Source organism: Burkholderia sp. BCC0097 (assembly GCF_902832985.1).
Classification (GTDB): domain Bacteria; phylum Pseudomonadota; class Gammaproteobacteria; order Burkholderiales; family Burkholderiaceae; genus Burkholderia; species Burkholderia orbicola.
Genome location: NZ_CADFDM010000012.1, coordinates 143140 through 158515, shown reverse-complemented (window position 1 = coordinate 158515; position 15376 = coordinate 143140). Strand labels below are relative to the sequence as shown.

Below are 15376 nucleotides of genomic sequence, written 5' to 3'. Positions count from 1 at the left end.
GTACGCTTACGCGCGCCGCAGGGACAGGCATTCTACGCAGGTGCGCACTTTCGGACCTCCGGGTATTTCCTAACGCGTTCAAACGGACATTCAGCATGGCACGGTTAGCACGACTCTACGTTCCCGACCAGCCGCAGCACGTGATACTGCGCGGCCTGGATCAGCAACCCGCGTTCGTCGACGACCAGGACTACGAACTCTTCATCGATTGCCTGAAGGCCGCCGCACGCGATCATCACCTGTCGGTGCATGCCTATGTGCTGCTGCCGCGCCAGGTGCAACTGCTCGTGACGCCCAGCGACGAGGCCAGCCTGCCGAAGGCGATGCAGGCCGTCGGCCGTCGCTACGTCGCGCATTTCAACCGGCGCTATTCGCGCCGCGGCACGCTGTGGGAAGGCCGCTATCGCGCGACGGTGATCGAAGGCGAGCGCTATTTCCTGCTCGCGAGCCGGGTGGTCGAGATGAGCCCGGTGCGTGCGCAGCTCGTCGCGACGCCCGAGGCCTATCGCTGGTCGAGCTACCGGCATCACGTCGGGCTCACCGTCGACAGCCTGATCACCGACCATCCGCTCTACTGGGCGCTCGGCAACACGCCGTTCGACCGCCAGCGTGCGTACAAGGAGCTGTGCGAGCAGCCGCTCGACGAGCGGCAGGCCGACCAGCTGCAGCAGGCGACGTTGAAGGGCTGGGTGCTCGGCGGCGAGAATTACCGCGAGTGGGCGGCGCGCACCGCGAACCGGCGCGTGTCGCCGCTGCCGCGCGGACGCCCCAGAAAGGTGCGCGAGAACACGCCGCCGATCCAGCAGTAATGCCGGAAAGGCGGGCCAGAAGCGGCGCTGCGAGCGCCGCTTCTTTTTGCACCAAAATGATACGTCCCCAATAAAACGGCACCACATCAAGGCATCTGTTTAATTGGGGTTCGATCAAGCGGTTTTTGTTGCTATTCCGTTGATTCGTCGCGTATATTCCGAATTCCGGTGGCCCGGGCGAAGCTTGCCCAACCACGGTCGGCCGCGCCGTCTCCCGTCGGGAGCGGGATCGATGGCAACAAGAAAACGGTTCAACGGCCTCCGGGCCCCCTTTACGACGGTGTCCCCATGAACGACCACCAGCAGCCGCTCGCCGCGGTGCCCGCCGCACAAGGTCTGTACGACCCGCAAAACGAACACGACGCCTGCGGCGTCGGCTTCGTCGCTCACATCAAGGGCAAGAAGAGCCACGAGATCATTCAGCAGGGTCTGAAGATCCTCGAGAACCTCGATCACCGCGGCGCGGTCGGCGCCGATCCGCTGATGGGCGACGGCGCGGGCATCCTGATCCAGATTCCGGACGCGTTCTATCGCGAGGAAATGGCGAAGCAGGGCGTCGACCTGCCGCCGGCCGGCGAGTACGGGGTGGGGATGATCTTCCTGCCGAAGGAAAACGCATCGCGTCTCGCCTGCGAGCAGGAGCTCGAGCGTACGGTGAAGGCCGAAGGCCAGGTCGTGCTGGGCTGGCGCGACGTGCCGGTCGACCACGCAATGCCGATCTCGCCGACGGTCAAGGCGAGCGAGCCGCTGATCCGCCAGATCTTCATCGGCCGCGGCAAGGACATCATGGTGACGGACGCGCTCGAGCGGAAGCTGTACGTGATCCGCAAGACGGCGAGCCACCGCATCCAGGCGCTGAAGCTCAAGCACGGCAAGGAATACTTCGTGCCGTCGATGTCGGCGCGCACGATCGTCTACAAGGGGCTGCTGCTGGCGGGCCAGGTCGGCGTGTACTACCGCGACCTGCAGGACCCGCGCGTCGTGTCGGCGCTCGCGCTCGTGCACCAGCGCTTCTCGACCAACACGTTCCCGGCGTGGGAGCTGGCTCACCCGTACCGGATGATCGCGCACAACGGCGAGATCAACACCGTGAAGGGCAACGTGAACTGGCTGAACGCGCGTACCGGCGCGATCGCATCGCACGTGCTCGCCGACGATCTGCCGAAGCTGTGGCCGCTGATCTACCCGGGCCAGTCGGATACCGCATCGTTCGACAACTGTCTCGAACTGCTGGTGATGGCCGGCTACCCGCTCGTGCACGCGGTGATGATGATGATCCCGGAAGCGTGGGAACAGCACACGCTGATGGACGAGAACCGCCGCGCGTTCTACGAATACCACGCCGCGATGATGGAACCGTGGGACGGCCCGGCCGCGATCGCGTTCACCGACGGCCGCCAGATCGGCGCGACGCTCGACCGTAACGGCCTGCGCCCGGCGCGCTACATCGTGACCGACGACGACCTCGTCATCATGGCGTCGGAAGCCGGCACGCTGCCGATCCCCGAATCGAAGATCGTCAAGAAGTGGCGCCTGCAGCCGGGCAAGATGTTCCTGATCGACATGGAACACGGCCGCATCATCGACGACAAGGAACTGAAGGACAACCTCGCGAACGCGAAGCCGTACAAGAGCTGGATCGACGCGGTGCGCATCAAGCTCGACGAGATCGAGCCGAAGGCCGAGGAAGTCGCGGCCGGCCGTACGCAAGGCGCCGCGCTGCTCGACCGCCAGCAGGCGTTCGGCTATACGCAGGAAGACCTGAAGTTCCTGATGGCGCCGATGGCGCAGCAGGGCGAGGAAGCCGTCGGTTCGATGGGCAACGACTCGCCGCTCGCGGTGATGTCGAACAAGAACAAGACGCTCTATCACTACTTCAAGCAGCTGTTCGCGCAGGTCACGAACCCGCCGATCGATCCGATCCGCGAAAACATGGTGATGTCGCTCGTGTCGTTCATCGGCCCGAAGCCGAACCTGCTCGACACGAACAACATCAACCCGCCGATGCGGCTCGAAGTGTCGCAGCCGGTGCTCGACTTCAAGGACATCGCGAAGATCCGCGCGATTGACCAGTACACGGGCGGCAAGTTCAGCGCGTACGAACTGAACATCTGCTATCCGGTCGCCTGGGGCAAGGAAGGCATCGAGGCGCGTCTCGCGTCGCTGTGCGCGGAAGCCGTCGACGCGGTGAAGTCGGGCTACAACATGCTGATCGTGTCGGACCGCAAGACGGATGCCGAGCACGTCGCAATTCCCGCGCTGCTGGCCACGTCGGCGATCCATACGCATCTCGTCCAGCAAGGGCTGCGCACGAGCACGGGCCTCGTCGTCGAGACGGGCTCCGCGCGTGAAACGCACCACTTCGCGCTGCTCGCGGGCTACGGCGCGGAAGCCGTGCACCCGTACCTCGCGATGGAAACGCTCGCGAAGATGGCCGAAGGCCTGCCGGGCGACCTGTCGCCGGAGAAGGCCGTCTACAACTTCACGAAGGCGGTCGGCAAGGGCCTGCAGAAGGTGATGTCGAAGATGGGCATCTCGACGTACATGTCGTACACGGGCGCGCAGATCTTCGAAGCGCTCGGCCTGTCGAGCGACCTCGTCGAGAAGTACTTCAAGGGCACGGCATCGAAGGTCGGCGGCATCGGCCTGTTCGAAGTCGCGGAAGAGGCGATCCGCCTGCACCGCGATGCGTTCGGCGACAGCCCGGTCCTGCGCGACATGCTCGATGCGGGCGGCGAGTACGCGTACCGCGTGCGCGGCGAAGACCACATGTGGACGCCGGACTCGATCGCGAAGCTGCAGCACGCGACGCGCAGCAACTCGTACCAGACGTACAAGGAATACGCGCACCTGATCAACGACCAGACCAAGCGTCACATGACGTTCCGCGGCCTGTTCGAGTTCAAGGTCGAGCCGACCAAGGCGATCCCGATCGACGACGTCGAGCCGGCGAAGGAGATCGTCAAGCGCTTCGCGACCGGCGCGATGTCGCTCGGTTCGATCAGCACCGAAGCGCACGCGACGCTCGCGGTCGCGATGAACCGGATCGGCGGCAAGTCGAACACCGGCGAAGGCGGCGAGGACCAGAAGCGCTATCGCAACGAACTGCGCGGCATTCCGATCAAGGCGGGCGAGACGCTGAAGTCGGTGATCGGCGACGAGATCGTCAGCGACATTCCGCTGAAGGACGGCGATTCGCTGCGCTCGAAGATCAAGCAGGTCGCGTCGGGCCGCTTCGGCGTCACCGCCGAGTACCTGGCGTCGGCCGACCAGATCCAGATCAAGATGGCGCAGGGCGCGAAGCCGGGCGAAGGCGGCCAGCTGCCGGGCCACAAGGTGTCGGAATACATCGGCAAGCTGCGTTACTCGGTGCCGGGCGTCGGCCTGATTTCGCCGCCGCCGCACCACGACATCTACTCGATCGAGGATCTGGCGCAGCTGATCCACGACCTGAAGAACGTGAACCCGAGCGCGAGCATCTCCGTGAAGCTCGTGTCGGAAGTGGGCGTGGGCACGGTCGCGGCCGGTGTCGCGAAGGCGAAGGCCGATCACGTCGTGATCGCCGGCCATGACGGCGGCACGGGCGCGTCGCCGCTGTCGTCGGTCAAGCATGCGGGCACGCCGTGGGAGCTCGGCCTGGCCGAAACGCAGCAGACGCTGGTGCTGAACCGCCTGCGCGGCCGCATCCGCGTACAGGCCGACGGCCAGATGAAGACGGGCCGCGACGTCGTGATCGGCGCGCTGCTCGGCGCGGACGAATTCGGCTTCGCGACGGCGCCGCTCGTCGTCGAAGGCTGCATCATGATGCGCAAGTGCCACCTGAACACGTGCCCGGTCGGCGTCGCGACGCAGGATCCGGTGCTGCGGGCGAAGTTCAAGGGCCAGCCCGAGCACGTCGTGAACTACTTCTTCTTCGTCGCCGAGGAAGTGCGCGAGATCATGGCGCAGCTCGGCATCGCGAAGTTCGACGACCTGATCGGCCGCGCCGACCTGCTCGATACGCGCAAGGGCATCGAGCACTGGAAGGCGAAGGGCCTCGACTTCTCGCGCGTGTTCTACCAGCCGGAAGAGTGCGAGGATGTCGCGCCGCGCCACGTCGACGTGCAGGATCACGGCCTCGAGCGCGCGCTCGACCACGTGCTGATCGAGAAGGCGAAGGCCGCGATCGAGAACGGCGAGCATGTGTCGTTCATCCAGCCGGTGCGCAACGTGAACCGGACGGTCGGCGCGATGCTGTCGGGCGTGATCGCGAAGAAGCACGGCCACGACGGCCTGGCCGACGACGCGGTGCACATCCAGCTGAAGGGCACGGCCGGCCAGAGCTTCGGCGCGTTCCTCGCGAAGGGCGTGACGCTCGACCTCGTCGGCGACGGCAACGACTACGTCGGCAAGGGCCTGTCGGGCGGCCGGATCATCATCCGTCCGACCAACGACTTCCGCGGCAAGTCCGAGGAAAACATCATCTGCGGCAACACGGTGATGTACGGCGCGATCGAAGGCGAAGCGTTCTTCCGCGGCGTCGCGGGCGAGCGCTTCTGCGTGCGCAACTCTGGCGCGACGGCGGTCGTCGAAGGCACGGGCGACCACGGCTGCGAATACATGACGGGCGGCACGGTCGTCGTGCTCGGCGAGACCGGGCGCAACTTCGCAGCCGGCATGTCGGGCGGTCTCGCGTACATCTACGATCCGGAAGGCACGTTCGCGGCCAAGTGCAACAAGTCGATGGTCGCGCTCGAGCCGGTGCTGCAGCAGGCCGAGCAGGAACGCACGGTCGACCGCGCACTCTGGCACGAAGGCACGACGGACGAAGCGCTGCTCAAGGGGCTCGTCGAGCGTCATTTCCAGTTCACGGGTTCGCCGCGCGCGAAGTCGCTGCTGGAAAACTGGGACGCAGCGCGCCGCCAGTTCGTGAAGGTGTTCCCGCACGAATACAAGCGCGCGCTGGGCGAGATCGGTGCGAAGAAGGCGGCGAAGGAAGTGCTGGCCGCCTGAGCGACGAACGACATAGCGAATGCCGCGCGCGCCTGACGGCCGCGCGCGGCTCCCCCACCCGATACACCGAACAGAAGAGCACCTTATGGGCAAGGCAACCGGTTTTCTGGAGTTCGAACGCCGCCACGAGGCGTACGAAGCACCGCTCACGCGCGTGAAGCACTACAAGGAATTCGTCGCGGCACTGACCGACGCGGACGCGAAGATCCAGGGCGCGCGCTGCATGGATTGCGGCATCCCGTTCTGCAACAACGGCTGCCCGGTCAACAACATCATCCCGGACTTCAACGATCTCGTTTACCGCCAGGACTGGCAGCAGGCGATCGAAGTCCTGCACTCGACCAACAACTTCCCGGAATTCACGGGCCGCATCTGCCCGGCGCCGTGCGAAGCGGCGTGCACGCTCGGGATCAACAACGACCCGGTCGGCATCAAGTCGATCGAGCACGCGATCATCGACAAGGCTTGGGGCGAAGGCTGGGTGAAGCCGCTGCCGGCCGAACACAAGACGGGCAAGAAGGTCGCGGTCGTCGGTTCGGGCCCCGCGGGCCTCGCCGCCGCGCAGCAGCTCGCGCGGGCGGGCCATGACGTGACGGTGTTCGAGAAGAACGACCGCATCGGTGGCCTGCTGCGTTACGGGATTCCCGACTTCAAGCTCGAGAAGTGGCTGATCGACCGCCGCATGCGCCAGATGGAAGCGGAAGGCGTGACGTTCCGCACCAGCGTGTTCATCGGCAAGGAGCCGCTGCCGGAGTCGATCGGCAGCCTCGCGAAGGAAACCATCTCGCCGGATACGCTGAAGGAAGAATTCGACGCGGTCGTGATCGCCGGCGGTTCGGAAACGCCGCGCGACCTGCCGGTGCCGGGCCGCGAGCTCGCGGGCGTCCATTTCGCGATGGACTTCCTGCCGCAGCAGAACCGCGTGAACGCGGGCGACAAGCTGGCCGACCAGCTGCTCGCGAAGGGCAAGCACGTGATCGTGATCGGCGGCGGCGATACGGGTTCGGACTGCGTCGGCACGTCGAACCGTCACGGCGCGAAGCACGTCACGCAGTTCGAGCTGCTGCCGCAGCCGCCGGAAGAGGAAAACAAGCCGCTCGTGTGGCCGTACTGGCCGATCAAGCTGCGCACGTCGTCGTCGCACGACGAGGGCTGCGAGCGTGACTGGGCGGTCGCGACGAAGCGTCTCGAAGGCAAGAACGGCAAGGTCGAGAAGCTGATCGCGGTGCGCGTCGAGTGGAAGGACGGCAAGATGCAGGAAGTGCCGGGTTCCGAGTTCGAGATGAAGGCCGATCTCGTGCTGCTCGCGATGGGCTTCACGCAGCCGGCCGCGCCGGTGCTCGACGCGTTCGGCGTCGCGAAGGATGCGCGCGGCAATGCGCGTGCGGCGACCGAGGGCGATCGTTCGTACTACACGTCGGTCGACAAGGTGTTCGCGGCAGGCGACATGCGTCGCGGCCAGTCGCTCGTGGTGTGGGCGATCCGCGAAGGCCGCCAGTGCGCGCGCTCGGTCGACGCGTATCTGATGGGGCATTCGGAACTGCCGCGCTGAGCTGAAGCGCGCGAGCGGGTTTCGATGGAAGCCGGGCGTCCGAGAGGGCGCCCGGTTTTTTTATGGCTGGGCGCGCGATCGATGTCGTTGCGTCGGCGTCGGCCCCGATGGAGCCGAGCCGCGTCCGGAATTCCTGCCGCGCGGACGCGAGCCGGTGGGCCGGGCCGCCATCATCGCTCCCGCATTTTCGCGAAGCGTCGTCTAACCTGATGACATCCGGCTGCGATTTTTCATCATTTCAAATTCTTTCGTTTTGTAATAATCCTTGGGAACTGTCATATCATGTGGCCCCTCAGGCCGCGTTCGCGGCCGCCGCACATGATTGACGTTATTTACAAGGACTCTGATGGAAGCATTCGTGCAAGGGCTGATCGAAGCCGTCAACGGCGTGCTGTGGAACTACGTGCTGATCGCGCTGCTGCTCGGCGCCGGGGCGTGGTTCACGTTGCGGTTCCGGATGATCCAGTTGAAGGCGCTGTTCCTCAGCATGAAGCTGGTCGGCAGCAAGGGCGAACCGGGCAGCATCTCGTCGTTCCAGGCGTTCGCGACCGGGCTCGCGAGCCGCGTCGGCACCGGCAACATCGCCGGCGTCGCGGTGGCGCTGACGGTCGGCGGGCCGGGCGCGATCTTCTGGATGTGGATGACCGCGCTCGTCGGGATGTCGTCCGCGTTCGTCGAGGCGACGCTCGCGCAGATCTTCAAGGTGTCGCACCCGGACGGCAGCTATCGCGGCGGCCCCGCGTACTACATCCAGACGGGGCTGCGCTCGCGCGGCTTCGGCGTGCTGTTCTCGCTGTCGCTGATCCTCGCGTTCGGCTTCGTGTTCAACGCGGTGCAGGCCAACGCGATCGCCGACGCGTTCCATACGTCGTTCGGCTGGAGCCGCGAGACGGTCGGCCTCGGTCTCGTGCTGCTGTCCGCGCCGATCATCTTCGGTGGCATTCGCCGCATCGCGACGGTCGCACAGGTGATCGTGCCGCTGATGGCGATCGGCTACCTCGGGCTCGCGGTCTACGCGGTCGCGACGCACGTCACGCTGGTGCCCGGCGTGATCGCGTTGATCGTGAAGAGCGCGTTCGGCCTCGAGCAGGCGGCCGGCGGCCTGACCGGCTATGCGGTCAGCCAGGCGATCGCGATCGGCGTGAAGCGCGGGCTGTTCTCGAACGAGGCGGGGATGGGCAGCGCGCCGAACGCGGCCGCGACCGCCAGCACGCGCCACCCCGTCACGCAGGGGCTGATCCAGATGCTCGGCGTGTTCGTCGACACGATCGTGATCTGCAGCGCGACCGCGTTCGTGATCCTGCTGTCGGGCCAGTACGAACTCGGCACCGGGATGGAAGGCGCGGCGCTCACGCAGCGCGCGATTTCGAGCCACGTCGGCGACTGGGGCGGCATCTACATGGCCGTCGCGATCTTCTTCCTCGCGTTCTCGTCGGTGATCGGCAACTACGCGTATGCGGAAGGCAATGTCGAATTCATCACGAAGCGGCGCGGCGTGCTGCCGCTGTTCCGCATCGCCGTGCTCGGCATGGTGATGTTCGGCAGCGTCGGGCAACTGCCGCTCGTGTGGGCGATGGCCGATACGAGCATGGGCCTGATGGCGATCATCAACCTGATCGCGATCCTCGCGCTCGGCAAGTACGCGCACGCCGCCTGGGCCGACTATCGCCGCCAGCGCGCGGCCGGCGTCGCCGATCCGGTGTTCACGCGCAACACGATCCCCGAACTCGCGCGCGTGCTGCCGGCCGACGTGTGGGGCGAGCATGGTCCGCTGCCGCAGCGGCCGGCTGCTTCCGCCGACGTGCCGAACGCGCCGCGGGCCGCCGCGAGCGAATCATGAACGGCGACCGGCTCCGTGCGTTCGTCGCGCTGATGCCCGATGCGGCATCGCGCGACGCGCTGCACGCGTTGCGGTCACCCGCGGGGCGCGGCGCACGCCGTCCGCCCAACTGCACATGACGCTCGCGTTCATCGGCGCAATCGAGCGGGAGCGGTGCGACGCGCTGGCCGCGCACCTGCCCGCGCTCGCGGCCGCGCATGCGTTGCCGTCGTTGCCGGTCGAGCGGATCGCGTGGTGGCCGAGCCTGCCGCGTGCGCGGCTGATCGTCGCGGAGCTCGCGGCCGATGCCGCTTGCGTCGCGCTGAATGCGGGGCTGGCGGCGCTGCTGCGCGAACTCGGCGTGCCGGCCGACCGACGGCCGTTCCGGCCGCACGTGACGCTCGCGCGGCTGCCGCACGATGCGAGCGGCCAGCCCGCGCACGGCGGTGCGCCGGGGCGGCTCGTCGAGCTGCGCGTCGAAGCGCTGACGCTGTTCGAAAGCCGGCTGTCGCACGAAGGCGTGTCGCATCGGCCGATCGTATCGGCGCCGATTGCACGCGCGGACGACAGCGTCGGCGCCCAGAGGCGGCTCCATGAATGAATTTTTCCAGAGAGGCGAACGTGCGTTCCCGCCCGCATGGCGGCGTCGTTCGTCGTTATTCGCGCGAACAGGCCTAGCGGCCGTACCGCTCGAGCGTCAGGCCCGCCAGATCGATCTCCGGCGTGCGTCCGGTGACGAGATCCGCGACCACCTTTCCCGAACCCATCGACATCGCCCACCCCGTCGAGCCGTGACCCACGTTGAGCCAGAGGCCGTCGATCCCGCTCGCGCCGAGCAGCGGCGGCCCGTCGGGCGTCATCGGCCGGCGGCCGACCCAGAAACGCGCCGACGTGCGATCGGCCGCGTGCGGGAACCAGTCGTCGAGCACCTTCATCAGCGTGTCGAGCGCCTGCTGCCGCAGCGTCGCGTGGCGATTGCCGAGCTCCGCGGTGCCGGCGACGCGCAGCGTCGGGCCGAAGCGCGTGATCGCGGTCTTCAGCGACTCGTCCATCAGCGCGGCGCATGGCGCCTTTTCATCGTCGACGACCGCGAGCGTGGCCGAGTAGCCCTTCACCGGATACAGCGGCACGTCGATGCCGTGCGGTCGCAGCAGGCCGGCGCTGTCGACGCCGAGCGCGACGACGATCGCGTCGGCGGCGAGTGTCGTGCCGTGTCGCGCGCCGCCGCTACCGTTGCCTTCGTGGTTCCCGCCCACGGCGACGACGTGGACGCCGCGCGCCTTTTCGCCCGCGACATCAAGTGCGCGCAGTTCGGTGTTGAAGCGGAACGTCACGCCATGCGCTTCGCACAGCACCCGTAGTTCGCGCGTGAAGCGCGCGCAGTCGCCGGCTTCGTCGTCGGGCAGGTAGATGCCGCCGACGGGCGCCTGCCGCGCCCAGCGCAGGCCCGGCTCGATCGCGGTGCAGCCGGCCGCGTCGAGTTCGCGAAACGCGATGCCGGCATCGCGCAGCACCTTCAGCGCGGGCTGCACCATGTCGACGTCGAACGCGCCGCGCAGCAGTTGCAGATAGCCGCGGCTCGCGCCGTAGTCGAAGGGATAGCGCTCGCGAAACGCATGCAGGCGCGCGCGGCTGTAATACGCGATGCGCTGCATCCGCTGCTTGTTCACGCGAAACCGCTCGAATTCGCATTCGCGCAGCCAGCGCGCGATCCAGCGCCACTGCGCGGCGTCGAGCGTCGGCCGGAAGATCAGCGGCGACGCGGGCTTGAACAGGTATTTGAGGATCTTGCCGGGCATTCCGGGCGCGGCCCACGGCGTCACGTAGCCGGGGGCGATCACACCCGCGTTGCCGAGGCTCGTCGCCTGCGCGACATCGGCCTCGCGTTCGATCACGGTGACGTCGCAGCCTGCTTCGCGCAGGTGCCAGGCGGTGGTGACGCCGATCACGCCAGCGCCGAGAACGATCACGTGCATGCGGGCTCCGGAACGAAGCGGTGGCTCACGACGCGACGGCCGGATCGTCGGCGAGCGACTTGCCGCGCGTTTCCGGCAGCACGAGCGCCGCGACGATCACCAGCAGATAACCGCCGCCCGCGACGAGGCCCATCGCCTTCACGAGCGACATCGATTGCGACAGCGCGCCGACGAGGATCGGAAAGAACGAACCGAGCCCGCGGCCGAGGTTGTAGCAGAAGCCCTGGCCCGAGCCGCGGATCGCGCCCGGATACAGCTCCGACAGATACGCGCCGACACCCGCGAAGATGCCTTGCACGACGATGCCGAGCGGAAAGCCGAGCAGCAGCATCGCGGTATCGGTGATCGGCAGCATCGTGTACGCCATGCCGAGCGAGAACGAGCCGATCGCGAACAGGATGAACGACGCGCGGCGGCCGAGCCGGTCGGACAGGATCGCGCCGACCACGTAGCCGACGAACGAGCCGACGATCAGCACGACGAGATAGCCGCTCGTGTTGAACACCGACAGGTGGCGCACGGTTTTGAGATAGGTGGGCAGCCACGTCGTGATCGCGTAGTAGCCGCCGAGCATGCCGGTGCACAGCGCGCTGCCGAACAGCGTCGCGCGCAGGTGCGGTGGCGAGAAGATCTCGAGGAAGTGGCCCGACACGCGGCCTTCGTCGCGGGCGCGGCGCGTGGCCGTATAGATGTCCGGATCGCTGACGTTGCGGCGGATATAGAAAATCCACAGGGCGGGCACGATGCCGATCCAGAAGCACGCGCGCCACGCGACCTGCTCCGGCAGCAGCGCGAAGAACGCCCAGTAGAGGATCGCGGCCGCGCCCCAGCCGAACGACCAGCTGCTCTGCACGGTGCCCACGGCCTTCGCGCGATGCTCGGGCGAGCGGATCGTCTCGGCCATCATGATCGTCACGACCGACCATTCGCCGCCGAAGCCGAAACCCTGCAGCGTGCGCGTCGCAAGGAGCTGCCAGAACGAATGCGTGAAACCGGACAGACACGTGAACAGCGCGAACGTCGCGATCGTCCACTGCAGCACGCGCACTCGGCCATAGCGATCGGCGAGGATGCCGGCGACCCAGCCGCCGATCGCCGACGAGATCAGCGAACTGGTCGCGATCATCCCGGCCTCGCTCTTCGTCATGCCCCAGGTGGCGATCAGCGTCGGGATCAGGAACGAATAGATCATGAAGTCGAACGCATCGACCGCATAGCCGCCGAATCCGGCGTACAGCGTCCGGCGCTCGCGCGTCGACAATTCGTTGAACCACTGGAATGCCTGCATGCTCGCCGCCCCCTCTCGTCTTGTCTCGTCCCGCGCTGCCGCGTCGCGGTTATTTTACGGGCGCGATCCGGCATGCCAAAAAGGCGGATGCAGGTTCGTGCTGAAAAGCAGGCAGGAGGGAAGACGCGTCAGAGCGTCAGGCCGCCATCGACGTGGATGACCTGGCCGGTGATCTGCCGTGCCGCGTCCGACAGCAGGAACGCGATCAGCGCGGCGACGTCGTCGGGTTCCGCGATGCGGCCGAGCGGCGTCGCCTGTTCGGCCTGCGCCCACGCGGCGGCGTTGCCGGCGCTCGGCCCGTGGTCCTTGCGCGTGAAACCCGGCGCGACCGCATTGACGGTGATGCCGTGCGCGGCGAATTCGGCGGCCGCGCTCCGCACCAGCGATTCGAGCGCGGCCTTCGCGGCGGCGGTCGCCGCGAACGGTGCATCGGCGCGGTAGCGGTGCGCGACGAACGAACTGACCGCGACGATCCGCGGCGCGGCCGACGCTTCGAGCAGCGGCCGCGCGCGGCCCGCGAGTTCAGAGAACGCACCGGGCATCGCCGCGAAGGCCGACGCGAGTGCGTTCGCGGAGAGTTCGGAAAAGGATTGCCGCGCGGCGAAGCCGGCGTTCGCGACGAGCTGGTCGAGCCCGCCGAAGCGTGTCGCGGTGCTATCGATCAGTGCGGTGGCGATGCCCGGTTCGCCGAGATCGCCGGTCAGCGTGATGCACTCGGCGCCGGCCGTCGTGCACGCATGGGCGACTTCCGCGAGCCGCGATCGTGCCGCATCGTCCGCGCCGCGCGCATGCAACGTCAGTGCGACGCCGGGCGCCGCGAGCCGCCGCGCGAGCGCCGCGCCGATCCCCGAGCCTGCGCCGGTGATCAGCGCGATGCGTTCGAGGTGCGCGGCGCGTGCGTTCACGCGGCGACCTTGTCGTCGCTGCTCACGCGCTCGACGTTGATCGTGCCGACGTGGAACGCGGCCAGCGACTCGCGGTGCGCGATGCTGACGATCGCGGCCTTCGGCAGCCGTTCGGCGAACAGGTGATAGAGGCGGGCTTCGTTGTCCGCGTCGAGCGCGCTGGTCGCTTCGTCGAGGAACAGGAAGTCGGGCTTGTGCAGCAGCACGCGCGCGCCGGCCAGGCGCTGCTGTTCGCCCGGCGACAGCACGCGGGTCCAGTGCGCGGTTTCGTCGAGGCGCTCGACGTAATCCTCGAGGCGGCACGCGCGCAGCGCATCGCGGCACGCTTCGTCGCTGAAGGTGTCGGGCGTCGCCGGGTAGGTGAGCGCGGCCTTCAGCGTGCCGATCGGCAAATAGCTGGTTTGCGGCACGAACATCATCCGCGCACCGACCGGTGCGTCGATCGCGCCGTCGCCGAACGGCCACAGGCCCGCGAGCGCGCGCATGAACGTGCTCTTGCCGGAGCCCGACTTGCCGATCACGAGCCAGCGCGAGCCGGGCTCGATCGTGACGTCGCCGATGTTCGCGAGCGCGTTGCCGTTCGGCAGCGCGAGCTTGAGCGACGATGTGGACAGCTTCGCGGCGTCGATGTAGTGCAGGTTGATGCCGCCGTGCTCGGTTGCGGGCGACAGGCTTTCCTTCAGGTGCGACGTGCCCATCACGCGCTTGAATTCGCGCAGACGGTTGACGGTGGCGCGCCATTCGACGAGGGTCGAGTAGCTGTTGATGAACCACGAGAACGAGTCGCTGACGGTGCCGAACGCGGACGAGATCTGCATCAGCACGCCGAACGAGAACGCACCGGCAAAGTAGCGCGGCGCCGCGACGACGAGCGGGAAGATGATCGCGATCTGCCCGTAGAAGCTCAGCACGAACGTGAGCCGCTTCGTGTACTTCATCACGCGCCACCAGTTGTCGCGGATGCGCGTGAAGAGGGTCTGCGCGTTGCCGGCCTCGGTCTTCTCGCCGTCGTAGAACGCGATCTGCTCGGCGTTCTCGCGCACGCGGATCAGCCCGAAGCGGAAATCGGCCTCGACGCGTTGTTGCTGGTAGTTGATCGACACGAGCGGATGGCCGACCTTCTGGATGATCAGCGAGCCGACCACCGCGTACAGCGCGGCCGCCCACACCATGTAGCCGGGAATCGCGATCGGCGTCGCGCCGAGCGTGAACGTCAGCGCGCCGGCGAGCGACCACAGGATCGTGATGAACGACACGAGCGTGACGACCGTCGACAGCAGGTCGAGCGACAGCGCGAGCGTCGTGGTCGCGAACGACTGGAGGTCGTCGGTGATCCGCTGGTCGGGGTTGTCGGCGAGACGGTCACGCTCGATCCGGTAGAACGCGCGATCGCCGAGCCACTGGCCGAGGAAGCGGTCGGTGAGCCACTGGCGCCAGCGAAAGCCGAGCATCTGGCGCAGGTAGCGGCCGTACACGGCGAGGATGATGAACGCGAAGGCGAGCGCGGAGAACTGCATCAGCAGGTTCGGGAAGTCGTGGACGTCCTTCGACTGCAGCGCGTTGTAGAACTGCGCGTTCCACTTGTTCAGCCGGACGTTGATCCAGACCACGCAGAGGTTGATCGCGATGATCGTGACCAGCAGGCCCCACGCGATTTTCCATTCGGACGATACCCAGTAGGGCTTGATGAGGCTCCATGCGGATACCGGGCGCTCGTCCTGCGGCGCGTCGGGTGCGGAGCGGACGGGATCGATCGATTGGGTCATGTGCTTCCTGATGATGAGCCGGCGCGCGGGCCGGGCGAAACCGGGTGCGCGCCGCGATACGGCATGCCGGGGCGCGGCGCCGACTGACGGCGGGCGTCCGGATGGTCGCCCGTGCGTCTTAAACGGCACTTAAAAACCGGCGGTGACGCGGCAACCGGCCGCTCGCGCGGCCGGCCTGCGGGCATTGTGCCAGAGCGGCGCCGCGCGCCGGCGAATTTGCCGCCAGGGGGACAGTTTGCGGCGCTTTCCGCTTTTATGGTCTAATGGCC

At 67.2% G+C, this 15376-nt stretch carries 8 protein-coding genes and 1 pseudogene; 5 read left to right on the top strand and 4 right to left on the bottom strand.

Features of this window, described 5'->3' with window-relative positions:
* Positions 1-95: 95 nt before the first annotated feature.
* The 5 genes and pseudogenes from HWX07_RS32650 to thpR all read left to right on the top strand — a co-directional run bounded on the left by HWX07_RS32650 (position 96) and on the right by thpR (position 9773).
* Positions 96-809 carry a transposase gene (locus tag HWX07_RS32650; RefSeq protein WP_006477151.1) on the top strand — a complete coding sequence of 238 codons (714 nt, stop codon included), beginning with the start codon at positions 96-98 and terminating at the stop codon, positions 807-809.
* Between the two features lie 288 nt (positions 810-1097).
* A complete protein-coding gene (locus tag HWX07_RS32645) occupies positions 1098-5801 on the top strand; it encodes a glutamate synthase-related protein (RefSeq protein WP_175879146.1) in 4704 nt (1567 codons plus the stop codon).
* Positions 5802-5886: 85 nt separating this feature from the next.
* Positions 5887-7353, top strand: coding sequence for a glutamate synthase subunit beta (locus tag HWX07_RS32640; protein WP_124701766.1), 1467 nt, complete (start codon positions 5887-5889; stop codon positions 7351-7353).
* 346 nt (positions 7354-7699) lie between these two features.
* Positions 7700-9193 carry an alanine/glycine:cation symporter family protein gene (locus HWX07_RS32635; protein WP_124701768.1) on the top strand — a complete coding sequence of 498 codons (1494 nt, stop codon included), beginning with the start codon at positions 7700-7702 and terminating at the stop codon, positions 9191-9193.
* A pseudogene (gene thpR / locus HWX07_RS32630) lies at positions 9190-9773 on the top strand (RNA 2',3'-cyclic phosphodiesterase). Before HWX07_RS32635 ends, thpR begins: the two are co-directional and overlap by 4 nt.
* Before the next feature lie 73 nt (positions 9774-9846).
* On the opposite strand, the gene HWX07_RS32625 reads toward thpR, so the two are convergent.
* The 4 genes from HWX07_RS32625 to HWX07_RS32610 form a co-directional block, all read right to left on the bottom strand.
* Positions 9847-11148 (bottom strand): D-amino acid dehydrogenase, encoded by a 1302-nt coding sequence (locus HWX07_RS32625; RefSeq protein ID WP_175879145.1) that lies wholly within the window; start codon positions 11146-11148, stop codon positions 9847-9849.
* 25 nt (positions 11149-11173) lie between these two features.
* Positions 11174-12436 (bottom strand): MFS transporter, encoded by a 1263-nt coding sequence (locus HWX07_RS32620; RefSeq protein ID WP_175879144.1) that lies wholly within the window; start codon positions 12434-12436, stop codon positions 11174-11176.
* Between the two features lie 128 nt (positions 12437-12564).
* Complete coding sequence (locus tag HWX07_RS32615) at positions 12565-13341, bottom strand: SDR family oxidoreductase (protein WP_175879142.1); 777 nt, start codon at positions 13339-13341, stop codon at positions 12565-12567.
* The gene (locus tag HWX07_RS32610) at positions 13338-15107 is read right to left on the bottom strand and encodes an ABC transporter ATP-binding protein/permease (RefSeq protein WP_074801539.1); all 1770 of its coding nucleotides are present in this window, start codon (positions 15105-15107) and stop codon (positions 13338-13340) included. Before HWX07_RS32610 ends, HWX07_RS32615 begins: the two co-directional genes overlap by 4 nt.
* Between the last annotated feature and the right edge of the window lie 269 nt (positions 15108-15376).